General features: G+C 47.9%; 13 protein-coding genes, 8 tRNA genes and 6 rRNA genes. All 27 read left to right on the top strand.

Going from position 1 to position 25,812, the window contains the following annotated elements:
- Window positions 1–154 precede the first annotated feature (154 nt).
- The 27 genes from folP to ispD all read left to right on the top strand — a co-directional run bounded on the left by folP (window position 155) and on the right by ispD (window position 25,803).
- Window positions 155–1,009 carry a dihydropteroate synthase gene (folP, locus tag FNL97_RS17425; RefSeq protein WP_143416362.1) on the top strand — a complete coding sequence of 285 codons (855 nt, stop codon included), beginning with the start codon at window positions 155–157 and terminating at the stop codon, window positions 1,007–1,009.
- Window positions 981–1,361, top strand: a complete 381-nt coding sequence (gene folB / locus FNL97_RS17420) for a dihydroneopterin aldolase (RefSeq protein WP_143416248.1) — start codon at window positions 981–983, stop codon at window positions 1,359–1,361. Before folP ends, folB begins: the two co-directional genes overlap by 29 nt.
- Window positions 1,362–1,889 carry a 2-amino-4-hydroxy-6-hydroxymethyldihydropteridine diphosphokinase gene (folK, locus tag FNL97_RS17415; RefSeq protein ID WP_012748850.1) on the top strand — a complete coding sequence of 176 codons (528 nt, stop codon included), beginning with the start codon at window positions 1,362–1,364 and terminating at the stop codon, window positions 1,887–1,889.
- The gene (locus tag FNL97_RS17410; protein WP_143416247.1) at window positions 1,841–2,062 is read left to right on the top strand and encodes a helix-turn-helix domain-containing protein; all 222 of its coding nucleotides are present in this window, start codon (window positions 1,841–1,843) and stop codon (window positions 2,060–2,062) included. Before folK ends, FNL97_RS17410 begins: the two co-directional genes overlap by 49 nt.
- Before the next feature lie 17 nt (window positions 2,063–2,079).
- Window positions 2,080–3,081 (top strand): tRNA dihydrouridine synthase DusB, encoded by a 1,002-nt coding sequence (gene dusB / locus FNL97_RS17405; protein ID WP_062677399.1) that lies wholly within the window; start codon window positions 2,080–2,082, stop codon window positions 3,079–3,081.
- A gap of 89 nt (window positions 3,082–3,170) precedes the next feature.
- Window positions 3,171–4,655 (top strand): lysine--tRNA ligase, encoded by a 1,485-nt coding sequence (gene lysS / locus FNL97_RS17400; protein ID WP_143416246.1) that lies wholly within the window; start codon window positions 3,171–3,173, stop codon window positions 4,653–4,655.
- A gap of 529 nt (window positions 4,656–5,184) precedes the next feature.
- Window positions 5,185–6,740: ribosomal RNA gene (locus tag FNL97_RS17395) — 16S ribosomal RNA — on the top strand.
- 898 nt (window positions 6,741–7,638) lie between these two features.
- Window positions 7,639–10,574, top strand: a 23S ribosomal RNA gene (locus FNL97_RS17390).
- Between the two features lie 239 nt (window positions 10,575–10,813).
- Window positions 10,814–10,930 (top strand): 5S ribosomal RNA (gene rrf / locus FNL97_RS17385).
- Between the two features lie 9 nt (window positions 10,931–10,939).
- Window positions 10,940–11,015, top strand: a tRNA-Val gene (locus tag FNL97_RS17380).
- Window positions 11,016–11,196: 181 nt separating this feature from the next.
- A tRNA-Lys gene (locus FNL97_RS17375) sits at window positions 11,197–11,269 on the top strand.
- 10 nt (window positions 11,270–11,279) lie between these two features.
- A tRNA-Leu gene (locus FNL97_RS17370) sits at window positions 11,280–11,364 on the top strand.
- Between the two features lie 23 nt (window positions 11,365–11,387).
- A tRNA-Gly gene (locus FNL97_RS17365) sits at window positions 11,388–11,462 on the top strand.
- A 6-nt stretch (window positions 11,463–11,468) separates the two neighbouring features.
- Window positions 11,469–11,554 (top strand) — tRNA-Leu (locus tag FNL97_RS17360).
- 3 nt (window positions 11,555–11,557) lie between these two features.
- Window positions 11,558–11,634 (top strand) — tRNA-Arg (locus FNL97_RS17355).
- 3 nt (window positions 11,635–11,637) lie between these two features.
- Window positions 11,638–11,711: transfer RNA gene (locus tag FNL97_RS17350), tRNA-Pro, on the top strand.
- A gap of 12 nt (window positions 11,712–11,723) precedes the next feature.
- Window positions 11,724–11,796: transfer RNA gene (locus FNL97_RS17345), tRNA-Ala, on the top strand.
- A gap of 358 nt (window positions 11,797–12,154) precedes the next feature.
- Window positions 12,155–13,712 (top strand): 16S ribosomal RNA (locus FNL97_RS17340).
- A 632-nt stretch (window positions 13,713–14,344) separates the two neighbouring features.
- Window positions 14,345–17,279 (top strand): 23S ribosomal RNA (locus FNL97_RS17335).
- Window positions 17,280–17,532: 253 nt separating this feature from the next.
- Window positions 17,533–17,649: ribosomal RNA gene (rrf, locus tag FNL97_RS17330) — 5S ribosomal RNA — on the top strand.
- The 16S, 23S and 5S rRNA genes sit together here with 8 tRNA genes alongside, the layout of an rRNA operon.
- 226 nt (window positions 17,650–17,875) lie before the next feature.
- Window positions 17,876–18,337 carry a CtsR family transcriptional regulator gene (locus FNL97_RS17325; protein WP_143416245.1) on the top strand — a complete coding sequence of 154 codons (462 nt, stop codon included), beginning with the start codon at window positions 17,876–17,878 and terminating at the stop codon, window positions 18,335–18,337.
- 13 nt (window positions 18,338–18,350) lie between these two features.
- Window positions 18,351–18,899 carry a protein-arginine kinase activator protein McsA gene (mcsA, locus tag FNL97_RS17320; protein WP_012748855.1) on the top strand — a complete coding sequence of 183 codons (549 nt, stop codon included), beginning with the start codon at window positions 18,351–18,353 and terminating at the stop codon, window positions 18,897–18,899.
- 4 nt (window positions 18,900–18,903) lie between these two features.
- Complete coding sequence (mcsB, locus tag FNL97_RS17315) at window positions 18,904–19,992, top strand: protein-arginine kinase McsB (RefSeq protein WP_143416244.1); 1,089 nt, start codon at window positions 18,904–18,906, stop codon at window positions 19,990–19,992.
- A complete protein-coding gene (clpC, locus tag FNL97_RS17310; protein WP_143416243.1) occupies window positions 19,992–22,427 on the top strand; it encodes an ATP-dependent protease ATP-binding subunit ClpC in 2,436 nt (811 codons plus the stop codon). Before mcsB ends, clpC begins: the two co-directional genes overlap by 1 nt.
- Window positions 22,428–22,513: 86 nt before the next feature.
- Complete coding sequence (radA, locus tag FNL97_RS17305) at window positions 22,514–23,887, top strand: DNA repair protein RadA (RefSeq protein ID WP_012748858.1); 1,374 nt, start codon at window positions 22,514–22,516, stop codon at window positions 23,885–23,887.
- Window positions 23,888–23,998: 111 nt separating this feature from the next.
- Window positions 23,999–25,093, top strand: coding sequence for a PIN/TRAM domain-containing protein (locus FNL97_RS17300; protein WP_012748859.1), 1,095 nt, complete (start codon window positions 23,999–24,001; stop codon window positions 25,091–25,093).
- Window positions 25,094–25,116: 23 nt separating this feature from the next.
- Window positions 25,117–25,803 carry a 2-C-methyl-D-erythritol 4-phosphate cytidylyltransferase gene (gene ispD / locus FNL97_RS17295; protein WP_012748860.1) on the top strand — a complete coding sequence of 229 codons (687 nt, stop codon included), beginning with the start codon at window positions 25,117–25,119 and terminating at the stop codon, window positions 25,801–25,803.
- The last annotated feature ends 9 nt before the right edge of the window (window positions 25,804–25,812 follow it).

Below are 25,812 nucleotides of genomic sequence, written 5' to 3'. Positions count from 1 at the left end.
TTCCATTCAGGAAATCGTCCCTATTTATCAAATGAATGGTCGTACTTATCCAGGTGCTGATGGGATTGTTACTTCATTTTTGCAAAGGTATTACAAGCGCTTCACACCATTTTTATGGACAAGACATGAGTTGGCAGAAAGGATTGAATGAATGATGGGTACAACAAATGCAGCTTCTTTTGTACTTCGCTGCGGGGATTACGAGTTAGATTTACGGAAAAAGACCATGATCATGGGCATTGTCAATGTAACGCCAGACTCTTTTTCTGACGGCGGACGGTTTTATGATATCGATCGTGCCGTAGAGCATGCAAAACGTCTTGTTGCCGATGGGGCAGATATTATTGATATTGGGGGGGAATCGACCCGCCCTGGTGCAGAAAAGGTATCGCTTGAAGAAGAATTACGGCGTGTCATTCCTGTGGTGAAAGCAGTCGCTCAAGAAATCGATGTTCCTATTTCCATTGATACGTATAAAGCTGAAGTTGCAAAGCAAGCGATCGAAGCGGGAGCACATATTATTAACGATGTATGGGGAGCAAAAGCGGATGCAAAGATGGCAGAAGTTGCCGCTTTTTACGATGTTCCGATTATTTTAATGCACAACCGTCATGATCTTCAATATCGTGATTTAATTTCCGACATGATTTCTGATTTAATGGAAAGTGTTGCAATCGCAAAACGCGCAGGGGTGAGAGACGAAAACATTATTTTAGATCCAGGTATTGGATTTGCGAAAACATTGGAACATAACTTAGAAGTCATGCGGCGTTTAGATGAATTTGCCAAACTGGGATACCCGCTGCTATTGGGAACATCACGGAAACGATTCATCGGCCATGTTCTTGATTTACCGGTTAATGAACGAGTCGAAGGAACAGGAGCGACCGTATGCCTCGGAATCGTAAAGGGAGCTCACATCGTCCGTGTTCATGATGTATTGCCGATTGCGCGAATGTCGAAAATGATGGATGCAATGCTTGGAAAAGGAGTGGAGAACGATCGATAAAATTTATCTTCATCGGATGGAGTTTTATGGATATCACGGCGTCCTTCCCGAAGAAAATGTGCTTGGACAGCGCTTTATTGTAGATGTCATTCTCGAAACGGATTTACAAAAGGCTGGAAAAAGCGATCGGTTAGATGATACCATTAATTATGCGGAAGTGTATGATATTTGCCGAAATGTTGTCGAGAAAAGGAGATTTGCGTTAATCGAAGCAGTAGCAGAGGCGATTGCGGAGCAAATTTTATCTTCTTTTCCAACCGTTGCTCGTTGTACGATTAAAGTGACAAAACCAAATCCACCCATTCAAGGTCATTATGAATTTGTAGCAGTAGAAATTGTAAGGGGTCGTTAGATGGAAAATTATGCGTATATTGCTCTTGGCTCTAATATCGGTGATCGCCTATATTACCTGCGGGAAGCTGTCAAAATGTTGGATAGACATGAACAAATTTCCGTCACTGCTGCTTCATCTATTTATGAGACGGAACCGGTCGGTTATGTGAATCAAGATAAGTTTTTAAATATGGTTATAAAAATTTATACAACTCTTTCTCCTTTTGCATTGCTAGACGTCACGCAAAATATCGAACAAAAACTTGGGAGAAAAAGGGAAATACGGTGGGGACCACGAACGTTAGACCTTGACATTTTATTATATAATCATGAAAATATTGAAACAGAACAACTTATCATTCCTCATCCGCGTATGACAGAGCGGGCGTTTGTTATGATTCCGTTATTGGAATTAAATCACGATATCCATTTTCCAAATATTTCTGAACGTTTAGCGTGCCTCATAGATCGACTACCTGACAAAGAAGGAGTTCGTGTATGGAAGCAGAAAAATGGGGAAGACGTATTCGCGCTTTTCGAAAGCTGAAAGGATATACACAGGAAAAATTGGCAAAAGATCTGGGGGTATCTGTGTCCATTTTAGGAGAAGTTGAGCGTGGAAATCGCTTACCGTCGGAACAATTAATAGAGAAAATTGCCGAACGGTTAAATATATCTGTAGAAGAGCTTGCACCGCCACGTTCAGAGTCTAGGGAATAAGAAAGGAGGGTAAACCGATGTTTAAAATCGGAGATGTAGAAATTAAAAATCGTGTTGTTCTTGCTCCAATGGCCGGTGTGTGCAATTCGGCATTCCGCCTCACGGTAAAAGAGTTTGGGGCAGGGCTTGTTTGCGCGGAAATGGTAAGTGATAAAGGGATCGTGTACAATAACGAAAAAACGCTAGGCATGTTATATATTGATGAACGGGAAAAACCATTAAGTTTGCAAATTTTTGGCGGAGAAAAGGAAACGCTTGTAGAAGCCGCAAAATTTGTCGATAAACATACGAATGCGGATATCATCGATATTAATATGGGATGTCCTGTTCCAAAAGTCACGAAATGCGATGCGGGTGCGAAATGGCTTTTAGATCCAAATAAGATTTATGATGTAGTTGCCGCCATTGTAGATGCAGTGGAAAAACCTGTGACAGTAAAAATGCGAATCGGTTGGGACGAAAATCATATTTACGCAGTAGAAAACGCGCAAGCTGTAGAACGCGCTGGCGGTAAGGCAGTAGCGGTTCACGGAAGAACGAGAGTACAGATGTACGAAGGAAAAGCAGATTGGAATATCATTAAACAAGTAAAAGAAGCAGTGAATATTCCTGTCATTGGAAATGGGGATGTAAAAACACCGCAAGATGCAAAGCGGATGCTTGAAGAAACAGGCGTGGACGGCGTGATGATCGGACGCGCTGCACTTGGAAACCCATGGATGATTTACCGCACAGTCCGTTATTTAGAAACAGGGGAATTAATCCCGGAACCAACGGTAAGAGAAAAAATAGAAGTATGTCTTTTACATTTAGATCGCCTCATTGCATTAAAAGGCGAGCATATTGCAGTAAAAGAAATGCGGAAACATGCGGCATGGTATTTAAAAGGGGTGCGCGGTAACGCAAAAATTCGCAATGCCATTAATGAATGTGACACTCGTGAACAGCTTGCCACCCTTTTACTTAACTTTGCCGAAGAAGTAGAAAGCAAAGAACAGGCGAATGCACAGGCTGTGTAAATGGATCAATAAAAGATTGCGGTTATTCACTGCCAGCCGTTGCTGGCAGTATTTTTCATAAAAACTTTTTTAAATGGAGTGAAGGCCATATGAGTCATGAAGAATTAAACGATCAATTACTAGTCCGTAGGGAAAAATTAAATAAATTGAGAGAAATGGGAATTGATCCGTTTGGAAAACGGTTTGAGCGCACACATAAAGCAAAAGAGTTATTTGATTTATATGGAGGTTTATCAAAAGAAGAGCTGGAAGAGAAACAAATAAAAGTTTCCGTCGCTGGACGTATTATGACAAAACGCGGCAAAGGGAAAGCTGGATTTGCCCATATTCAAGATGTTACGGGGCAAATTCAAATTTACGTTCGTGAAGATACAGTTGGTGAGGAGCAATACGAGCTTTTCAAAACTTCTGACTTAGGAGATATTATCGGTGTTTATGGAACAGTATTTAAAACAAAAGTAGGAGAGCTGTCCATTAAAGTATCTTCTTATGAGTTTTTAACGAAAGCATTGCGTCCACTTCCAGAGAAATACCATGGACTAAAAGATGTTGAACAACGCTATCGTCAACGGTACTTAGATTTAATTATGAATCCGGAGAGCAAAAATACGTTTATCACTCGCAGCCGAATTATTCAAGCGATGCGCCGCTACTTGGACAGCCACGGCTATTTAGAAGTAGAAACACCGATGATGCATTCCATTGCCGGAGGAGCAGCAGCTCGTCCATTTATCACTCACCATAATGCGTTGGATATGCCATTATATATGCGGATTGCGATCGAGCTTCATTTGAAACGTTTAATTGTCGGCGGATTAGAAAAGGTATATGAAATTGGGCGCGTGTTCCGTAATGAAGGGATTTCTACTCGACATAATCCGGAATTTACGATGCTTGAGCTATATGAAGCATATGCAGATTTCCGCGATATTATGAAATTGACAGAAAATTTAATTGCTCATATCGCGCAAGAGGTATTAGGAACGACAAAAATCCAATATGGAGAGCATACGGTTGATTTAACTCCTGAGTGGAAACGACTTCATATGGTAGATGCGATTAAGGAATACGTAGGTGTCGATTTTTGGAAACAAATGAGCGATGAAGAGGCTAGAGAATTGGCAAAAGAGCATGGTGTTGAAATAGCGCCGCACATGACGTTTGGTCATATTGTTAATGAGTTTTTTGAGCAAAAAGTAGAGGACAAGCTCATTCAACCGACGTTTATTTACGGACACCCGGTAGAAATCTCGCCGTTAGCGAAGAAAAATCCAGACGATCCGCGCTTCACAGATCGCTTTGAATTGTTTATCGTTGGTCGTGAACACGCGAATGCATTTACTGAGTTAAATGATCCGATTGACCAACGTGAGCGCTTTGAGGCACAGCTGAAAGAGCGAGAGCAAGGAAATGACGAAGCGCACGAGATGGACGAGGACTTCATTGAAGCGCTTGAATATGGAATGCCACCAACAGGCGGTTTAGGTATTGGCGTTGATCGACTTGTTATGCTATTAACAAATTCACCGTCTATTCGTGACGTATTGTTATTCCCGCAAATGCGTAATAAATAAGATATCATGTCCCCTATGATCAAAAGAATCATAGGGGACATAAGATTTTTAAAAAAGTAGTTGACTTTTATATACGTAATTGATATATTAAAAGACGTCGCTTTTAAAAAACAAAAAATAGAACAAAAAGTCATTGACAATGGGATTTTAAAGTGGTATATTGATAAGGTCGCTTTAAAAAAGAAATGTTCCTTGAAAACTGAACAAAACGAAGCGTCCACATAGAAAAGCGAAGGCGAGCGCCTAGCGCCGAAGGGAAAATGTTCTTCCGATGAGACATGCTTGCATGTCGACGGAGGAAGGTTATTTTCCACAAGGCGCTGCGAGCCGAAGCTGGACAATAAGAAATGCTGAAGCGCCGCGATCAGCTCTCGAAGCCAAATGTTCTTCACCCGCTGAAGTGCTTGCACTTCGAGGGGGAAGGTTATTTGGCACGAGAGAGCTAGGCGCTGAAGCTGGACAATGTGAAAAGCTGAAGCGCTTGACACCTTCGGTGTCAGTGACGAATTAAATAAGCCAATCAACTTTCTTTTTGGAGAGTTTGATCCTGGCTCAGGACGAACGCTGGCGGCGTGCCTAATACATGCAAGTCGAGCGGGCCGAACGGAAGCTTGCTTCTGTTCGGTTAGCGGCGGACGGGTGAGTAACACGTGGGTAACCTGCCCGTAAGACCGGGATAACTCCGGGAAACCGGGGCTAATACCGGATAACACCGAAGACCGCATGGTCTTTGGTTGAAAGGTGGCTTTTGCTACCACTTACGGATGGGCCCGCGGCGCATTAGCTAGTTGGTGAGGTAACGGCTCACCAAGGCGACGATGCGTAGCCGGCCTGAGAGGGTGACCGGCCACACTGGGACTGAGACACGGCCCAGACTCCTACGGGAGGCAGCAGTAGGGAATCTTCCGCAATGGACGAAAGTCTGACGGAGCGACGCCGCGTGAGCGAAGAAGGTCTTCGGATCGTAAAGCTCTGTTGTTAGGGAAGAAGAAGTACCGTTCGAATAGGGCGGTACGGTGACGGTACCTAACGAGAAAGCCCCGGCTAACTACGTGCCAGCAGCCGCGGTAATACGTAGGGGGCGAGCGTTGTCCGGAATTATTGGGCGTAAAGCGCGCGCAGGCGGTCCCTTAAGTCTGATGTGAAAGCCCACGGCTCAACCGTGGAGGGTCATTGGAAACTGGGGGACTTGAGTGCAGAAGAGGAGAGCGGAATTCCACGTGTAGCGGTGAAATGCGTAGAGATGTGGAGGAACACCAGTGGCGAAGGCGGCTCTCTGGTCTGTAACTGACGCTGAGGCGCGAAAGCGTGGGGAGCAAACAGGATTAGATACCCTGGTAGTCCACGCCGTAAACGATGAGTGCTAAGTGTTAGAGGGGTTTTCCCTTTAGTGCTGTAGCTAACGCGTTAAGCACTCCGCCTGGGGAGTACGGCCGCAAGGCTGAAACTCAAAGGAATTGACGGGGGCCCGCACAAGCGGTGGAGCATGTGGTTTAATTCGAAGCAACGCGAAGAACCTTACCAGGTCTTGACATCCCCTGACAACCCTGGAGACAGGGCGTTCCCCCTTCGGGGGGACAGGGTGACAGGTGGTGCATGGTTGTCGTCAGCTCGTGTCGTGAGATGTTGGGTTAAGTCCCGCAACGAGCGCAACCCTCGCCCCTAGTTGCCAGCATTCAGTTGGGCACTCTAGGGGGACTGCCGGCTAAAAGTCGGAGGAAGGTGGGGATGACGTCAAATCATCATGCCCCTTATGACCTGGGCTACACACGTGCTACAATGGGCGGTACAAAGGGCTGCGAACCCGCGAGGGGGAGCGAATCCCAAAAAGCCGCTCTCAGTTCGGATTGCAGGCTGCAACTCGCCTGCATGAAGCCGGAATCGCTAGTAATCGCGGATCAGCATGCCGCGGTGAATACGTTCCCGGGCCTTGTACACACCGCCCGTCACACCACGAGAGCTTGCAACACCCGAAGTCGGTGAGGTAACCCGTAAGGGAGCCAGCCGCCGAAGGTGGGGCAAGTGATTGGGGTGAAGTCGTAACAAGGTAGCCGTACCGGAAGGTGCGGCTGGATCACCTCCTTTCTAAGGATGATACGAAAAGCGGAAGCGCCGCGATCAGCTCTCGAAGCCAAATGTTCTTCACCCGTTGAAGTGCTTGCACTTCGAGGGGGAAGGTTATTTGGCACAAGAGAGCTAGGCGCTGGAGCTAGACAGTACGAAAAGCGAAGGACGCTTACGTTTTGTTCAGTTTTGAGGGAACATGTTTATGTTCTCTTCAATCAATCCGTTTTGCGTCTGCGTCTACGAGTGGATTCAGAGAAGCTAGATTCCTCGGCGCAAGGCAGCAGAGAAGTTGATTCAAGGCAGTAGCCTTGTTCAGTTTTGAGGGAGCATTTCACTCCTTCAATTGCTTTGCGTCTGCGTCTTCTAGCAGATTCGGGGAAGTTGGATTCCTCGACGCAAGGCAGCAGAGAAGCAGATTCAAGGCAGTAGCCTTGTTCAGTTTTGAGGGAACATGTTTATGTTCTCTTCAATCAATCCGTTTTGCGCCTGCGTCTACCAGCGGATTCAAGGAAGCTGGATTCCTCGGCGCAAGGCAGCAGAGAAGTTGATTCAAGGCAGTAGCCTTGTTCAGTTTTGAGGGAGTATTTCACTCCTTCAGTCGTTTTGTGTCTGCGTCTGCTAGTGAATTCGAGGAAGCAGGATTCCTCGACACAAGGCTGCAAGGAAGCATACTCAAGTAGTTGCCTTGCGCCTGCGTCTATGAGCAGATGCAGGAAATGAGTTGGTTCCTTGAAAACTAGATAACCGAAAAGAAAAGCGGAGGCGCCGCGATTAGCCCCGATAGGCTCTGGAGGGTCTGCGAGGAGGCTATTGCCGCCACGGCAGGACCGAAGCGACCGTGAGGGGCTAGGCGCCGAAGCTAGACAGTGGAAGAAGCCGAGAAGCGAAGGCGGCAAGCGTGAAGCTGTTTTCGCATGGTTAAGTTAGAAAGGGCGCACGGTGGATGCCTTGGCACTAGGAGCCGATGAAGGACGGGGCAAACGCCGAAACGCTTCGGGGAGCTGTAAGCAAGCGTTGATCCGGAGATGTCCGAATGGGGAAACCTACTGCCCGTAATGGGGCAGTATCCATACCTGAATCCATAGGGTATGGAGGGCACACCCGGGGAACTGAAACATCTAAGTACCCGGAGGAGAAGAAAGCAACCGCGATTCCCTGAGTAGCGGCGAGCGAAACGGGAACAGCCCAAACCAAGAGGCTTGCCTCTTGGGGTTGTAGGACCACTCATGATGGGAGTTACAAAGGAACGGGGTAGACGAAGCGGTCTGGAAAGGCCCGCCAGAGAAGGTGACAGCCCTGTAGTCGAAACTTCGTTCCCTCCCGAGTGGATCCTGAGTACGGCGGGACACGGGGAATCCCGTCGGAAGCAGGGAGGACCATCTCCCAAGGCTAAATACTCCCTAGTGACCGATAGTGAACCAGTACCGTGAGGGAAAGGTGAAAAGCACCCCGGAAGGGGAGTGAAAGAGAACCTGAAACCGTGTGCCTACAAGTAGTCAGAGCCCGTTCATGGGTGATGGCGTGCCTTTTGTAGAATGAACCGGCGAGTTACGATGACGTGCGAGGTTAAGTCGAAGAGACGGAGCCGCAGCGAAAGCGAGTCTGAATAGGGCGTTTAGTACGTCGTCGTAGACCCGAAACCAGGTGATCTACCCATGTCCAGGGTGAAGGTAGGGTAACACCTACTGGAGGCCCGAACCCACGCACGTTGAAAAGTGCGGGGATGAGGTGTGGGTAGGGGTGAAATGCCAATCGAACCTGGAGATAGCTGGTTCTCCCCGAAATAGCTTTAGGGCTAGCCTCAAGGGAAGAGTCTTGGAGGTAGAGCACTGATTGAGCTAGGGGCCCTCATCGGGTTACCGAACTCAGTCAAACTCCGAATGCCAACGACTTATCCTTGGGAGTCAGACTACGAGTGATAAGATCCGTGGTCGAGAGGGAAACAGCCCAGACCACCAGCTAAGGTCCCAAAGTGCACGTTAAGTGGAAAAGGATGTGGAGTTGCCCAGACAACCAGGATGTTGGCTTAGAAGCAGCCATCATTTAAAGAGTGCGTAATAGCTCACTGGTCGAGTGACTCTGCGCCGAAAATGTACCGGGGCTAAACGTGCCACCGAAGCTGTGGGATGACCGCCCGTCATCGGTAGGGGAGCGTTCTAAGCGCGCCGAAGCGGGACCGGAAGGACTCGTGGAGCGCTTAGAAGTGAGAATGCCGGTGTGAGTAGCGAAAACAGAGGTGAGAATCCTCTGCACCGAAAGCCTAAGGTTTCCTGAGGAAGGTTCGTCCGCTCAGGGTTAGTCGGGACCTAAGCCGAGGCCGAAAGGCGTAGGTGATGGGCAACAGGTTGAGATTCCTGTACCACCTCCTCACCGTTTGAGCAATGGGGGGACGCAGGAAGGTAGGGCGAGCAGGCTGCTGGAATAGCCTGTCCAAGCGGTTAGGCTGCCAGATAGGCAAATCCGTCTGGCGCAAAGGCTGAGCCGTGATGGCGAAGGGACCATCGGTCCCGAAGTCCCCGATCCTACACTGCCAAGAAAAGCCTCTAGCGAGGTGAGAGGTGCCCGTACCGCAAACCGACACAGGTAGGCGAGGAGAGAATCCTAAGGTGCGCGGGAGAACTCTCGTTAAGGAACTCGGCAAAATGACCCCGTAACTTCGGGAGAAGGGGTGCTCTCTTGGGTGATGAGCCCGAGAGAGCCGCAGTGAAAAGGCCCAAGCGACTGTTTATCAAAAACACAGGTCTCTGCGAAGCCGAAAGGCGAAGTATAGGGGCTGACACCTGCCCGGTGCTGGAAGGTTAAGGGGAGCGCTTAAGCCGCAAGGCTGAAGGTGCGAACCGAAGCCCCAGTAAACGGCGGCCGTAACTATAACGGTCCTAAGGTAGCGAAATTCCTTGTCGGGTAAGTTCCGACCCGCACGAAAGGTGTAACGACTTGGGCACTGTCTCAACGAGAGACCCGGTGAAATCATACTACCTGTGAAGATGCAGGTTACCCGCGACAGGACGGAAAGACCCCGTGGAGCTTTACTGCAGCCTGATATGGAATTTTGGTATCGCTTGTACAGGATAGGTGGGAGCCTGAGAAGCCGGAGCGCCAGCTTCGGTGGAGGCGCCGGTGGGATACCACCCTGGCGGTATTGAAATTCTAACCCGCACCCCTTACCGGGGTGGGAGACAGTGTCAGGTGGGCAGTTTGACTGGGGCGGTCGCCTCCCAAAAGGTAACGGAGGCGCCCAAAGGTTCCCTCAGAATGGTTGGAAATCATTCGTAGAGTGCAAAGGCACAAGGGAGCTTGACTGCGAGACGGACAGGTCGAGCAGGGACGAAAGTCGGGCTTAGTGATCCGGTGGTTCCGTATGGAAGGGCCATCGCTCAACGGATAAAAGCTACCCCGGGGATAACAGGCTGATCTCCCCCAAGAGTCCACATCGACGGGGAGGTTTGGCACCTCGATGTCGGCTCATCGCATCCTGGGGCTGTAGTCGGTCCCAAGGGTTGGGCTGTTCGCCCATTAAAGCGGTACGCGAGCTGGGTTCAGAACGTCGTGAGACAGTTCGGTCCCTATCCGTCGCGGGCGCAGGAAATTTGAGAGGAGCTGTCCTTAGTACGAGAGGACCGGGATGGACGCACCGCTGGTGTACCAGTTGTCCCGCCAGGGGCACCGCTGGGTAGCTATGTGCGGAAGGGATAAGCGCTGAAAGCATCTAAGCGTGAAGCCCCCCTCAAGATGAGATTTCCCATCGCGTCAAGCGAGTAAGATCCCTCGAAGATGACGAGGTCGATAGGTCCGAGGTGGAAGCGTGGCGACACGTGGAGCTGACGGATACTAATCGATCGAGGACTTAACCAAGCGAAAAGTGGAGGTGCCGCGCTTAGCGCCAAAAGGAAAATGTTCTTCGCCCGTAGAGGTGCTTGCACCTCAAGGGAGAAGGTTATTTGGCGCTAGGAGCTAGACAACGGAAAAGCATAGGCCGCCTATGCAAGACGGCTTCTTCCAAACGGACGGTTATCTAGTTTTGAGGGAACGAAATCCCTCTTGACAAACGTGATGATTGGAATATAATAATAAATTTCCAATTGAGATAATTGCCTAGTGACAATAGCGGAGAGGAAACACCCGTTCCCATCCCGAACACGGAAGTTAAGCTCTCCAGCGCCGATGGTAGTTGGGGCCAGCGCCCCTGCAAGAGTAGGTCGTCGCTAGGCAGTTTATACGGAGGATTAGCTCAGCTGGGAGAGCACTTGCCTTACAAGCAAGGGGTCGGCGGTTCGAACCCGTCATCCTCCACCATTACTTATTACAACAGAATAAATGGTTTTTCTTAAATGATGAGCCGTTAGCTCAGTAGGGGAGCAACGAGCCTAAGCTTCCATGAATATGCTCCGAGTTGTCCCGACGCATTCAGCATCATTGAATTAGCTAGAAGAGGAAGGGACAACAAAAAAACAAGGAGTGTTTTCATTTATTACATGAGCCATTAGCTCAGTAGGTAGAGCATCTGACTTTTAATCAGAGGGTCGGAGGTTCGAATCCTCCATGGCTCACTCTTTGATCGCGGGTGTGGCGGAATTGGCAGACGCGCTAGATTCAGGGTCTAGTGCCCTTTACGGGCGTGGGGGTTCAAGTCCCTTCACCCGCACTCTATAACTCTATATTGAAGATGCGGAAGTAGTTCAGTGGTAGAACACCACCTTGCCAAGGTGGGGGTCGCGGGTTCGAGTCCCGTCTTCCGCTCCATTAATCGCCGGGGTGGCGGAATTGGCAGACGCACAGGACTTAAAATCCTGGGGTAGGTAACTACCGTGCCGGTTCGAGTCCGGCCCTCGGCATATGCGCTCGTAGCTCAATTGGATAGAGCATCTGACTACGGATCAGAAGGTTAGGGGTTCGAATCCTCTCGAGCGCGCCATTACGGGAAGTAGCTCAGCTTGGTAGAGCACATGGTTTGGGACCATGGGGTCGCAGGTTCGAATCCTGTCTTCCCGATTTAGAAAATATGGGGCCTTAGCTCAGCTGGGAGAGCGCCTGCTTTGCACGCAGGAGGTCATCGGTTCGATCCCGATAGGCTCCACTTATTTAAAAATTTAATGTTCTTTGAAAACTGAACAAAACGAAGCGTCCACAACGAAAAGCGAAGGCGACTGATTAGCCCCGGCAGGCGCTGGAGGGCTCGCGAGGAGGCTGTTGCCGCCACAGCGAGACCGAAGCGGCCCGAGGGGCTAGGAGCCGAAGCTGGACAATAAGAAATGCTGAAGCGCCGCGATCAGCTCTCGAAGCCAAATGTTCTTCACCCGCTGAAGTGCTTGCACTTCGAGGGGGAAGGTTATTTGGCACAAGAGAGCTAGGCGCTGAAGCTGGACAATAAGAAAAGCGAAGGCGACTTGACACCTTCGGTGTCAGTGGCGAATTAAATAAGCCAATCAACTTTCTTTTTGGAGAGTTTGATCCTGGCTCAGGACGAACGCTGGCGGCGTGCCTAATACATGCAAGTCGAGCGGACCGAACGGAAGCTTGCTTCTGTTCGGTTAGCGGCGGACGGGTGAGTAACACGTGGGTAACCTGCCCGTAAGACCGGGATAACTCCGGGAAACCGGGGCTAATACCGGATAACACCAAAGACCGCATGGTCTTTGGTTGAAAGGTGGCTTTTGCTACCACTTACGGATGGGCCCGCGGCGCATTAGCTAGTTGGTGAGGTAACGGCTCACCAAGGCGACGATGCGTAGCCGGCCTGAGAGGGTGACCGGCCACACTGGGACTGAGACACGGCCCAGACTCCTACGGGAGGCAGCAGTAGGGAATCTTCCGCAATGGACGAAAGTCTGACGGAGCGACGCCGCGTGAGCGAAGAAGGTCTTCGGATCGTAAAGCTCTGTTGTTAGGGAAGAAGAAGTACCGTTCGAATAGGGCGGTACGGTGACGGTACCTAACGAGAAAGCCCCGGCTAACTACGTGCCAGCAGCCGCGGTAATACGTAGGGGGCGAGCGTTGTCCGGAATTATTGGGCGTAAAGCGCGCGCAGGCGGTCCCTTAAGTCTGATGTGAAAGCCCACGGCTCAACCGTGGAGGGTCATTGGAAACTGGGGGACTTGAGTGCAGAAGAGGAGAGCGGAATTCCACGTGTAGCGGTGAAATGCGTAGAGATGTGGAGGAACACCAGTGGCGAAGGCGGCTCTCTGGTCTGTAACTGACGCTGAGGCGCGAAAGCGTGGGGAGCAAACAGGATTAGATACCCTGGTAGTCCACGCCGTAAACGATGAGTGCTAAGTGTTAGAGGGGTTTTCCCTTTAGTGCTGTAGCTAACGCGTTAAGCACTCCGCCTGGGGAGTACGGCCGCAAGGCTGAAACTCAAAGGAATTGACGGGGGCCCGCACAAGCGGTGGAGCATGTGGTTTAATTCGAAGCAACGCGAAGAACCTTACCAGGTCTTGACATCCCCTGACAACCCTGGAGACAGGGCGTTCCTCCCTTTCGGGAGGACAGGGTGACAGGTGGTGCATGGTTGTCGTCAGCTCGTGTCGTGAGATGTTGGGTTAAGTCCCGCAACGAGCGCAACCCTCGCCCCTAGTTGCCAGCATTCAGTTGGGCACTCTAGGGGGACTGCCGGCTAAAAGTCGGAGGAAGGTGGGGATGACGTCAAATCATCATGCCCCTTATGACCTGGGCTACACACGTGCTACAATGGGCGGTACAAAGGGCTGCGAACCCGCGAGGGGGAGCGAATCCCAAAAAGCCGCTCTCAGTTCGGATTGCAGGCTGCAACTCGCCTGCATGAAGCCGGAATCGCTAGTAATCGCGGATCAGCATGCCGCGGTGAATACGTTCCCGGGCCTTGTACACACCGCCCGTCACACCACGAGAGCTTGCAACACCCGAAGTCGGTGAGGTAACCCGTAAGGGAGCCAGCCGCCGAAGGTGGGGCAAGTGATTGGGGTGAAGTCGTAACAAGGTAGCCGTACCGGAAGGTGCGGCTGGATCACCTCCTTTCTAAGGATGATAAACGTGAATATAGTGGGCGCGGAGTTTTGTTCAGTTTTGAAGGAACATTACCCATTCCTTCAAACGTTTTGTGTCTGCGTCTGCTAGTGAATTCGAGGAAGCAGGATTCCTCGACACAAGGCAGCAGAGAAGCAGATGCAAGGCAGTAGCCTTGTTCAGTTTTGAGGGAGCATTTCACTCCTTCAATTGCTTTGCGTCTGCGTCTTCTAGCAGATTCGGGGAAGTTGGATTCCTCAACGCAAGGCAGCAGAGAAGCAGATTCAAGGCAGTAGCCTTGTTCAGTTTTGAGGGAACATGTTTAATGTTCTTTCAAAACAGAGGCTTTGTGTCAGAAGCAGTCTTGTGCCTGCGTCTACAAGCAGGTTCGAGGGAGTTAGGTTCCTCGGCACAAAGCTGCAGAGAAGCGAACTCAAAGTAGTAGCTTCGTTCCTTGAAAACTAGATAACCGAAAAGAAAAGCGGAGGCGCCGCGATTAGCTCTCGAAGCCAAATGTTCTTCACCTGCAGAAGTGCTTGCACTTCGAGGGGGAAGGTTATTTGGCACAAGAGAGCTAGGCGCCGAAGCTAGACAGTGGAAGAAGCCGAGAAGCGAAGGCGGCAAGCGTGAAGCTGTTTTCGCATGGTTAAGTTAGAAAGGGCGCACGGTGGATGCCTTGGCACTAGGAGCCGATGAAGGACGGAGCAAACGCCGAAACGCTTCGGGGAGCTGTAAGCAAGCGTTGATCCGGAGATGTCCGAATGGGGAAACCCACTGCCCGTAATGGGGCAGTATCCATACCTGAATCCATAGGGTATGGAGGGCACACCCGGGGAACTGAAACATCTAAGTACCCGGAGGAGAAGAAAGCAACCGCGATTCCCTGAGTAGCGGCGAGCGAAACGGGAACAGCCCAAACCAAGAGGCTTGCCTCTTGGGGTTGTAGGACCACTCACATGGGAGTTACAAAGGAACGGGGTAGACGAAGCGGTCTGGAAAGGCCCGCCAGAGAAGGTGACAGCCCTGTAGTCGAAACTTCGTTCCCTCCCGAGTGGATCCTGAGTACGGCGGGACACGGGGAATCCCGTCGGAAGCAGGGAGGACCATCTCCCAAGGCTAAATACTCCCTAGTGACCGATAGTGAACCAGTACCGTGAGGGAAAGGTGAAAAGCACCCCGGAAGGGGAGTGAAAGAGAACCTGAAACCGTGTGCCTACAAGTAGTCAGAGCCCGTTTATGGGTGATGGCGTGCCTTTTGTAGAATGAACCGGCGAGTTACGATGACGTGCGAGGTTAAGTCGAAGAGACGGAGCCGCAGCGAAAGCGAGTCTGAATAGGGCGTTAAGTACGTCGTCGTAGACCCGAAACCAGGTGATCTACCCATGTCCAGGGTGAAGGTAGGGTAACACCTACTGGAGGCCCGAACCCACGCACGTTGAAAAGTGCGGGGATGAGGTGTGGGTAGGGGTGAAATGCCAATCGAACCTGGAGATAGCTGGTTCTCCCCGAAATAGCTTTAGGGCTAGCCTCAAGGGAAGAGTCTTGGAGGTAGAGCACTGATTGAGCTAGGGGCCCTCATCGGGTTACCGAACTCAGTCAAACTCCGAATGCCAACGACTTATCCTTGGGAGTCAGACTACGAGTGATAAGATCCGTGGTCGAGAGGGAAACAGCCCAGACCACCAGCTAAGGTCCCAAAGTGCACGTTAAGTGGAAAAGGATGTGGAGTTGCCCAGACAACCAGGATGTTGGCTTAGAAGCAGCCATCATTTAAAGAGTGCGTAATAGCTCACTGGTCGAGTGACTCTGCGCCGAAAATGTACCGGGGCTAAACGTGCCACCGAAGCTGTGGGATGACCGCCCGTCATCGGTAGGGGAGCGTTCTAAGCGCGCCGAAGCGAGACCGGAAGGACTCGTGGAGCGCTTAGAAGTGAGAATGCCGGTGTGAGTAGCGAAAACAGAGGTGAGAATCCTCTGCACCGAAAGCCTAAGGTTTCCTGAGGAAGGTTCGTCCGCTCAGGGTTAGTCGGGACCTAAGCCGAGGCCGAAAGGCGTAGGTGATGGGCAACAGGTTGAGATTCCTGTACCACCTCCTCACCGTTTGAGCAATGGGGGGACGCAGGAAGGTAGGGCGAGCAGGCTGCTGGAATAGCCTGTCCAAGCGGTTAGGCTGCCAGATAGGCAAATCCGTCTGGCGCAAAGGCTGAGCCGTGATGGCGAAGGGACCATCGGTCCCGAAGTCCCCGATCCTACACTGCCAAGAAAAGCCTCTAGCGAGGTGAGAGGTGCCCGTACCGCAAACCGACACAGGTAGGCGAGGAGAGAATCCTAAGGTGCGCGGGAGAACTCTCGTTAAGGAACTCGGCAAAATGACCCCGTAACTTCGGGAGAAGGGGTGCTCTCTTGGGTGATGAGCCCGAGAGAGCCGCAGTGAAAAGGCCCAAGCGACTGTTTATCAAAAACACAGGTCTCTGCGAAGCCGAAAGGCGAAGTATAGGGGCTGACACCTGCCCGGTGCTGGAAGGTTAAGGGGAGCGCTTAAGCCGCAAGGCTGAAGGTGCGAACCGAAGCCCCAGTAAACGGCGGCCGTAACTATAACGGTCCTAAGGTAGCGAAATTCCTTGTCGGGTAAGTTCCGACCCGCACGAAAGGTGTAACGACTTGGGCGCTGTCTCAACGAGAGACCCGGTGAAATCATACTACCTGTGAAGATGCAGGTTACCCGCGACAGGACGGAAAGACCCCGTGGAGCTTTACTGCAGCCTGATATGGAATTTTGGTATCGCTTGTACAGGATAGGTGGGAGCCTGAGAAGCCGGAGCGCCAGCTTCGGTGGAGGCGCCGGTGGGATACCACCCTGGCGGTATTGAAATTCTAACCCGCACCCCTGATCGGGGTGGGAGACAGTGTCAGGTGGGCAGTTTGACTGGGGCGGTCGCCTCCCAAAAGGTAACGGAGGCGCCCAAAGGTTCCCTCAGAATGGTTGGAAATCATTCGTAGAGTGCAAAGGCACAAGGGAGCTTGACTGCGAGACGGACAGGTCGAGCAGGGACGAAAGTCGGGCTTAGTGATCCGGTGGTTCCGTATGGAAGGGCCATCGCTCAACGGATAAAAGCTACCCCGGGGATAACAGGCTGATCTCCCCCAAGAGTCCACATCGACGGGGAGGTTTGGCACCTCGATGTCGGCTCATCGCATCCTGGGGCTGTAGTCGGTCCCAAGGGTTGGGCTGTTCGCCCATTAAAGCGGTACGCGAGCTGGGTTCAGAACGTCGTGAGACAGTTCGGTCCCTATCCGTCGCGGGCGCAGGAAATTTGAGAGGAGCTGTCCTTAGTACGAGAGGACCGGGATGGACGCACCGCTGGTGTACCAGTTGTCCCGCCAGGGGCACCGCTGGGTAGCTATGTGCGGAAGGGATAAGCGCTGAAAGCATCTAAGCGTGAAGCCCCCCTCAAGATGAGATTTCCCATCGCGTCAAGCGAGTAAGATCCCTCGAAGATGACGAGGTCGATAGGTCCGAGGTGGAAGCGTGGCGACACGTGGAGCTGACGGATACTAATCGATCGAGGACTTAACCAAAGCGAAAAGTGGAGGCGAGCGCTTAGCGCCAAAAGGAAAATGTTCTTCGCCCGTAGAGGTGCTTGCACCTCAAGGGAGAAGGTTATTTGGCGCAAGAGAGCTAGGCACCGGAGCTAGACAACGGAAAAGCGGAAGCCGCCTATGCAAAACGGCTTCTTCCAAACAGACGGTTATCTAGTTTTGAGGGAACGAAATCCCTCTTGACAAACGTGATGATTGGAATATAATAATAAATGTCCAATTGAGATAATTGCCTAGTGACAATAGCGGAGAGGAAACACCCGTTCCCATCCCGAACACGGAAGTTAAGCTCTCCAGCGCCGATGGTAGTTGGGGCCAGCGCCCCTGCAAGAGTAGGTCGTTGCTAGGCAATGTAAAAAGAAGCATGCCTTAATGAAAGGCATGCTTCTTTTTTTCTATATTTGCTTACCCTTTCCTTTTATTACCTAAAATCATGTTTCATTTTCGAAAAAAAAAGGAAATCATATGACTAGCCATTTTTGTGAGTGACCCTTGCATTTTTTTATAATAAACTATATAGTAGAAGTAAGGTCAAATATAGTCAAAGTCAACTTGGTTTGTAAGGAGGAGGTAGAGTGCCAAACATTTCTGATATTATTGAGCAATATTTAAAACAGGTATTAAATATGAGCGGTAAAGACATTGTGGAAATCAAAAGAAGTGAAATTGCTGATAAATTTCAATGTGTTCCCTCACAAATTAATTATGTTATTAATACAAGATTTACGCTAGAGCGAGGATATATTGTTGAGAGTAAGCGCGGTGGCGGTGGTTACATCCGCATTATGAAAGTGAAAACAAAAAGTAAAGCACAGTTAATTGATCAACTGTTAGAATTAATCCAGCATCGGATTAGTCAATCAAATGCGGAAGATATTATTGATCGTCTTGTCGAGGAAAAAGTAATTACCGAACGAGAAGCAAAGATTATGCTAAGCGTAATGGACCGTTCTGTATTATACATCGATTTGCCCCAGCGTGATGAATTGAGAGCACGCATGCTAAGAGCGATGTTGATATCGCTAAAATATAACTAGGGAGGGGATAAAGTTGATATGTCAGGAATGCAATCAAAGACCGGCAACAGTGCATTTTACGAAAATTATAAACGGCGAAAAAACCGAATTTCATCTTTGCGAACAATGCGCTCAAGAGAATAGTGATATGTTTATGTTTTACGGAAATGATGACTTTTCCTTTAATAATTTATTAGCTGGCCTGCTTAATTTTTCATCTCCAATGAAAGAAATGACGTCAAGCCCGTTCCAAAGCACCGATATTTTACAATGTGAGAAGTGTGCAATGACTTATCATCAGTTTACAAAAACAGGTCGTTTCGGCTGTTCAAACTGTTACCGCACATTTGCTAGATATTTACCACCAATATTAAAAAGACTCCATAGCGGAAATACAACCCATGCTGGAAAAATACCGAAACGAAAAGGTGGAACACTCCATCTGCGCAAGCAAATTGCTATGTTAAAACAAAAACTGCAAGAACTTGTGGCGAGAGAAGAATTTGAAAAGGCGGCAGAGGTTCGTGATCAAATTCGCTCTCTTGAATATCAGTTGCATCAACGTCGAGGGGGGGAGATGTAGTTATATGTCGTTTGAGAAGTTTTTTAATACGGCGGTCAGTTCTTGGATGAGTCAAGAGGGGCCTGATTCTGATATCGTGTTAAGCAGCCGTATCCGTTTAGCAAGAAACATTGTTGATTTTCAGTTTCCAACAGTATTTAACAATGAGGAAGCACAGCAAATTGTTTCATTGTTTGAGCAAACATTTGCTCATCGTTTTTACCCGTCTGTCGGTCGTTTTGAATTGTTAAAAATGTCAGAGCTTCAACCGATTGAAAAAAGGGTATTGGTAGAAAAGCATTTAATTAGCCCGCATTTGGCAGAAGATTCTCCTTTTGGGGCGTGCTTGCTTTCAGAAAATGAAGAAATAAGCATTATGATTAATGAAGAGGATCACATTCGTATTCAATGTTTATTTCCTGGTCTTCAATTAACAGAAGCGTTAAAAGTGGCTAATGAGCTTGATGATTGGATTGAGGAACATGTCAATTATGCGTTTGATGAAAAACTCGGATATTTAACAAGCTGTCCGACAAACGTTGGAACAGGGATGCGCGCTTCTGTTATGATGCATCTCCCGGCTCTCGTTTTAACACAGCAAATAAACCGCATTATTCCAGCAATCAACCAACTAGGATTAGTAGTACGCGGAACATATGGAGAAGGCAGTGAGGCGTTAGGTAACATTTTCCAAATTTCAAATCAAATTACATTAGGAAAGTCGGAAGAGGATATTGTGGAAGATTTGAAAAGCGTTGTTCAACAATTAATTGCCCAGGAAAGAATGGCGAGGGAGACATTAGTCAAAACTTTAAACATACAATTAGAAGACAGAGTATTCCGTTCTTATGGGATATTAGCAAATAGCCGTGTTATTGACTCGAAAGAAGCAGCGCAATGTTTGTCTGATGTACGTTTAGGAATTGACTTAGGATATATTAAAAATATTTCGCGCAATATTTTAAATGAGCTGATGATTTTAACTCAACCTGGATTTTTACAACAGTATGCAGGCGGTGTGCTAAGACCGGAAGAACGGGATGTTCGACGGGCGGCACTAATCCGCGAACGTCTAAAAATGGAAGAAAGAAAAGCGATGGAGGGTGATGAATAATGATGTTTGGAAGATTTACGGAGCGGGCGCAAAAAGTATTGGCGCTAGCTCAAGAGGAAGCAATACGCCTTGGCCATAATAACATTGGAACGGAACATATTTTATTAGGTTTAATTCGCGAGGGGGAAGGAATTGCAGCAAAAGCATTAATGGCTTTAGGGCTTGGGCCGGAAAAAATTCAAAAAGAGGTAGAATCGTTAATCGGTCGCGGCCATGAAGTTTCCCATACGATCCATTATACGCCGCGTGCGAAAAAAGTAATTGAACTATCGATGGATGAAGCGAGAAAGCTTGGCCATTCCTATGTAGGAACAGAACATATTTTACTAGGTCTTATTCGTGAAGGTGAAGGAGTTGCGGCCCGCGTACTTAACAATTTGGGAGTAAGTCTTAATAAAGCGCGCCAACAAGTGTTGCAACTGCTTGGAAGCAATGAGTCTGTTTCCGGTCATTCAGGAGGCGGTGCTTCACACGTAAGTACACCAACATTAGACAGCTTAGCTCGCGATTTAACGGCGATTGCTCGTGAAGGAAGATTAGACCCTGTTATTGGCAGAAGCAAGGAAATTCAGCGCGTTATTGAAGTGTTAAGCCGTCGTACAAAAAATAACCCGGTGTTAATCGGAGAACCTGGGGTTGGGAAAACAGCCATTGCTGAAGGTCTTGCGCAACAAATCGTAAATAATGAGGTTCCAGAAACACTCCGCGATAAGCGAGTAATGACGTTAGATATGGGAACGGTAGTAGCTGGTACAAAATACCGCGGTGAATTTGAAGATCGTCTGAAAAAAGTGATGGATGAGATTCGTCAAGCAGGAAATATCATTCTCTTCATTGATGAGCTCCATACGCTTATTGGCGCAGGTGGTGCAGAAGGTGCGATTGACGCATCGAACATCTTGAAGCCAGCGCTTGCCCGTGGGGAGTTGCAATGCATTGGTGCGACTACATTGGATGAGTATCGGAAATATATTGAAAAAGACGCGGCATTAGAACGTCGTTTCCAACCAATTTACGTCGATGAACCGACGGTAGAAGAATCGATTCAAATTTTAAAAGGATTGCGCGATCGCTATGAAGCGCATCACCGTGTATCTATTTCGGATGAAGCAATTATTCAGGCAGTAAAATTATCTGACCGCTATATTACTGACCGTTTCCTTCCAGATAAAGCAATCGATTTAATCGATGAGGCTTGTTCGAAAGTTCGCCTTCGTTCGTTTACTGCTCCTCCACAATTAAAGGAGCTTGAGCAAAAACTTGAGGAAGTACGCAAAGAAAAAGATGCTGCTGTACAAAGCCAAGAATTTGAAAAAGCTGCTTCCTTGCGTGATATGGAACAACGTTTACGTGAAGAATTAGAAGAAACGAAACGCGCGTGGAAAGAAAAACAGGGGCAGGAAAACTCTGAAGTAACAGTGGAAGACATTGCGATGGTTGTATCAAGCTGGACAGGAATTCCGGTGTCAAAACTTGCACAAACAGAAACAGAACGATTATTGAAACTAGAAGAAATTTTACATTCCCGCGTCGTTGGTCAAGATGAAGCAGTAAAAGCAGTTGCCAAAGCAGTTCGGCGTGCGCGCGCTGGATTAAAAGATCCGAAACGCCCGATTGGCTCGTTCATTTTCCTCGGTCCAACTGGTGTTGGAAAAACAGAATTAGCAAGAGCGCTTGCAGAAGCGATGTTCGGTGATGAAGACGCACTTATTCGCATCGATATGTCGGAATATATGGAGAAGCACTCGACATCTCGTTTAATCGGTTCGCCTCCTGGCTATGTCGGATACGAGGAAGGCGGTCAACTAACGGAAAAAGTGCGCCGCAAACCGTATTCGGTCGTGTTGTTAGATGAGATGGAAAAAGCGCATCCGGACGTATTTAACATTTTGCTGCAAGTGTTGGAAGACGGGCGTTTAACTGATTCGAAAGGAAGAACGGTTGATTTCCGCAATACGATTATCATTATGACATCGAACGTCGGTGCGGATGCGTTAAAGCGGAATAAATACGTCGGCTTTAATATCCAAGATGAAGATCAGAAGTATAAAGACATGAAAGGAAAAGTCATGGACGAGTTAAAGAAAGCATTTCGTCCGGAGTTTTTAAACCGAATTGATGAAATTATTGTCTTCCATTCACTTGAAAAACAACATTTAAAAGAAATTGTAAAACTAATGGCAGAACAGCTTGTAAAACGCTTAAAAGAACAAGATATCGATTTAGAGTTAACGGATGCGGCCATTGAAAAAATTGTTTCCGAAGGATATGACCCAGAATACGGTGCTCGTCCATTGCGCCGCGCGCTACAAAAACATGTAGAAGATCGTTTGTCGGAAGAGCTGTTAAAAGGAACGATTGGCAAAGGGCAAAAAGTCGTTGTAGACGTAAAAGACGGAGAGTTCGTCGTTTTATCAGAGCAAGCGGTGATGTAATCGGCGTTTTCTTGATGGAAGGTATGTGGCGGCTCACTGCCCATACCTTTTTGTTTCAACGATGAAAAAGAAAGGGTTTTCTAGCGATGGGGAAAAAGAAAACAAAGTTTGTTTGTCAAGAATGCGGTTATGAATCAGCGAAATGGCTTGGAAGATGTCCAGGATGCAGTACATGGAATTCGATGGTCGAGGAAATTGAGCGGACAAAGCCAATGACAAGAGGAGTGTTTGTGCATTCCACGGATGATATCATCTCAAAACCAGTTCCAATTACTACCGTGACCACAACGCAAGAGCCGCGCATACAAACGAATATTTCTGAATTTAACCGCGTATTAGGTGGGGGAATTGTGAAAGGTTCGCTCGTTTTAATCGGTGGGGATCCAGGCATTGGAAAATCAACGCTTCTTTTGCAAGTTTCTGCGCAACTTGCTGCTATGCAACATAAAGTATTATATATATCCGGCGAAGAATCCGTAAAACAAACGAAATTGCGCGCTGACCGCCTTCACATTGCTTCCGACCAATTGTATGTATTAGCGGAGACAGATTTGGAATATATTGCAGAAGCAATCGAAAATGTTCGCCCCGCTTGTGTTGTGATTGATTCGATTCAAACGATTTACCGTGCAGATATTACGTCCGCACCAGGAAGTGTATCGCAAGTCCGTGAATGTACAGCGGAACTGATGAAAATTGCCAAAACAAAAGGAATTGCCATTTTTATTGTCGGCCATGTAACGAAAGAGGGAGCGATTGCCGGTCCAAGAATTTTAGAGCATATGGTGGATACAGTTCTTTATTTCGAAGGAGAACGTCACCATACGTATCGTATTTTACGGGCGGTGAAAAACCGTTTCGGCTCCACAAATGAAATTGGTATTTTTGAAATGAGAGATTCAGGACTTATCGAGGTCGAAAACCCTTCAGAAGTGTTTTTAGAAGAACGTTCCCGAGGGGTGGCAGGTTCAACCGTTGTCGCGGCAATGGAAGGAACTCGTCCTGTATTAGTCGAAATTCAAGCATTAGTATCTCCAACGAGTTTTGGCAACCCGCGGCGGATGGCAACAGGAATCGACCATAACCGTGTTTCTTTATTAATGGCCGTATTGGAAAAAAGGGTCGGCCTGCTTTTACAAAATCAGGACGCTTACTTGAAAGTGGCAGGGGGAGTAAAATTAGACGAGCCAGCGATTGATTTGGCGATTGCCGTAAGCATTGCCTCAAGTTTCCGCGATCAGCCAACCAACCCGTCCGATGTGATTATCGGCGAGGTCGGTTTAACTGGGGAAGTACGCCGTGTTTCCCGTATTGAACAACGGGTGCAAGAAGCAGTAAAATTAGGGTTTTCTCGCATCATTATTCCTAAAAACAATTTAGCAGGATGGAATCCGCCAAAACATATAACCGTGATCGGTGTGTCCCACGTTGCCGAGGCACTTGAACATACGTTGCAGTAAAATTTACAAGTACATGTCAAATATTTAAAAAATATTAAAAACTATGTTAAAGATTGGTTTCAAACATTGGAAACTGTTTATAATGTTAAATAGGGAGGTGAAAATAAAGAAATGGTAAAACGTATCGTTCAGTTGTTTTTTCTTGTTGTTGGAGGAACATTAGGTGTTGTTTTCTTGCCAAATTTGTTGCGCCTTATGAATATAAGCGACATTTCATTATTAAATAATTCATATACATTAGCGGTATTAGGAGCACTTATTTTCTTTATGATGACTTTTTGGCTAGTAGATTATATTGTAGATATGATTCGCTGGGTCGAGGAATCGCTCGTTAAAGTGCCTGTTGCTGATCTTTTATTTGGCAGTTTAGGGCTTATTTTCGGCCTTATTATTGCGTTTTTAGTCGTCATGCCGCTGCAATCGTTTCAGTTTCAAGTCGTCAATACGGTGCTGCCAATATTTTTGACGATCCTGCTTGGTTATTTAGGATTTCAAGTCGGATTTAAAAAACGGCATGAATTAATGAATTTATTTTCTCTTTCCAATCGAATGGCAAAGAAAAAGGGGACAGAAGAAGAGACCGGCTTATCAAAAGACAGTCCTGTAAAAATTTTAGACACAAGTGTAATTATTGATGGCCGAATTGCGGATATTTGCCAAACAGGTTTTTTAGAAGGAACGATTGTCATTCCTCGTTTTGTGCTTGAAGAATTGCAACATATCGCCGATTCATCCGATGTGTTAAAACGCAATCGTGGCCGACGTGGACTTGACATTTTAAACCGCATTCAAAAGGAATTGGACATGAAAGTGGAAATTTATGAAGGTGATTTTGACGATATTCAAGAGGTAGACAGTAAGCTGGTGAAGTTGGCAAAATTAACATCAGGTGTTGTCGTCACGAATGATTTCAATTTAAATAAAGTATGTGAGCTGCAAAATGTGCGTGTCCTTAATATTAATGATTTAGCGAATGCGGTGAAACCGGTTGTTCTCCCTGGGGAAGAATTAAACGTTCATGTGATCAAAGATGGCAAGGAGCACAATCAAGGTGTGGCGTACTTAGATGATGGAACAATGATTGTCGTGGAAGACGGAAAAGATTATATAGGCAAACGGGTTGACGTATTGGTGACAAGCGTGTTACAAACATCAGCAGGGAGAATGATTTTCGCGAAGCTAAAGCTATTGCAAAAAGCGTTATAAACGAATGAGTAGGGGAAACAGCGATGATGTATGAGGTAGTCATTCCTGCAGCCGGGCAAGGAAAGCGAATGAAGGCAGGAGTTAATAAACAATTGATTGAACTTCAAAACGAACCGCTAATTGTGCGCACATTAAAAGTGTTTGAAAACGATGAATGGTGCCGTGGTATTATTGTTGTGATTAATGAAGCGGAAAGAACACAGTTTGAACAATTATTTTCTCGTTTCCATATTAAAAAAATCACTGCGATCGTAAGCGGTGGAAAAGAGCGACAACACAGCGTGTACAATGGACTGAAAGCGGTGAAAAATGGGGATATTGTGCTTATTCATGATGGTGCGCGTCCGTTCGTTACTATAGAGCACATTCATGAATTAGTAAAAGAAGCGAAGGAACACGGTGCGGCAATTCCGGCTGTGCGCGTTAAAGACACTATCAAAAAGGCGCGCGATCAGTTTGTTGAGGAAACGGTGGAACGCTCTAGCTTGTGGGCTGTACAAACTCCACAAGCTTTTCATGTTTCTCTCGTTTTAAGGGCACATGAGCAGGCACAAAAAGATGGTTATATTGGCACAGATGATGCAAGTCTTGTAGAGCGAATTGGCGGGAAAGTAAAAATTGTCGAAGGCGATTACCGCAATATTAAATTAACGACACCGGATGATTTATTATTTGCTGAAGCGATTTTATCAAGTTGGGTAATTTCATAACGAGAGGGG

The organism is Geobacillus sp. E263, assembly GCF_007197795.1.
In the GTDB taxonomy this organism is placed as follows: domain Bacteria; phylum Bacillota; class Bacilli; order Bacillales; family Anoxybacillaceae; genus Parageobacillus_B; species Parageobacillus_B toebii.
This window is presented reverse-complemented; position numbering and strand designations above follow the sequence as displayed.

What these genes read in the sequence shown, in the direction of transcription:
- folP (WP_143416362.1), top strand. Translation starts at nt 155, where the DNA reads ATGGGTACAACAAATGCAGCTTCTTTTGTACTTCGCTGCGGGGATTAC.
- folK (WP_012748850.1), top strand. Translation starts at nt 1,362, where the DNA reads ATGGAAAATTATGCGTATATTGCTCTTGGCTCTAATATCGGTGATCGC.
- FNL97_RS17410 (WP_143416247.1), top strand. Translation starts at nt 1,841, where the DNA reads ATGGAAGCAGAAAAATGGGGAAGACGTATTCGCGCTTTTCGAAAGCTG.
- dusB (WP_062677399.1), top strand. Translation starts at nt 2,080, where the DNA reads ATGTTTAAAATCGGAGATGTAGAAATTAAAAATCGTGTTGTTCTTGCT.
- lysS (WP_143416246.1), top strand. Translation starts at nt 3,171, where the DNA reads ATGAGTCATGAAGAATTAAACGATCAATTACTAGTCCGTAGGGAAAAA.
- mcsB (WP_143416244.1), top strand. Translation starts at nt 18,904, where the DNA reads ATGTCGTTTGAGAAGTTTTTTAATACGGCGGTCAGTTCTTGGATGAGT.
- clpC (WP_143416243.1), top strand. Translation starts at nt 19,992, where the DNA reads ATGATGTTTGGAAGATTTACGGAGCGGGCGCAAAAAGTATTGGCGCTA.
- radA (WP_012748858.1), top strand. Translation starts at nt 22,514, where the DNA reads ATGGGGAAAAAGAAAACAAAGTTTGTTTGTCAAGAATGCGGTTATGAA.
- FNL97_RS17300 (WP_012748859.1), top strand. Translation starts at nt 23,999, where the DNA reads ATGGTAAAACGTATCGTTCAGTTGTTTTTTCTTGTTGTTGGAGGAACA.
- ispD (WP_012748860.1), top strand. Translation starts at nt 25,117, where the DNA reads ATGATGTATGAGGTAGTCATTCCTGCAGCCGGGCAAGGAAAGCGAATG.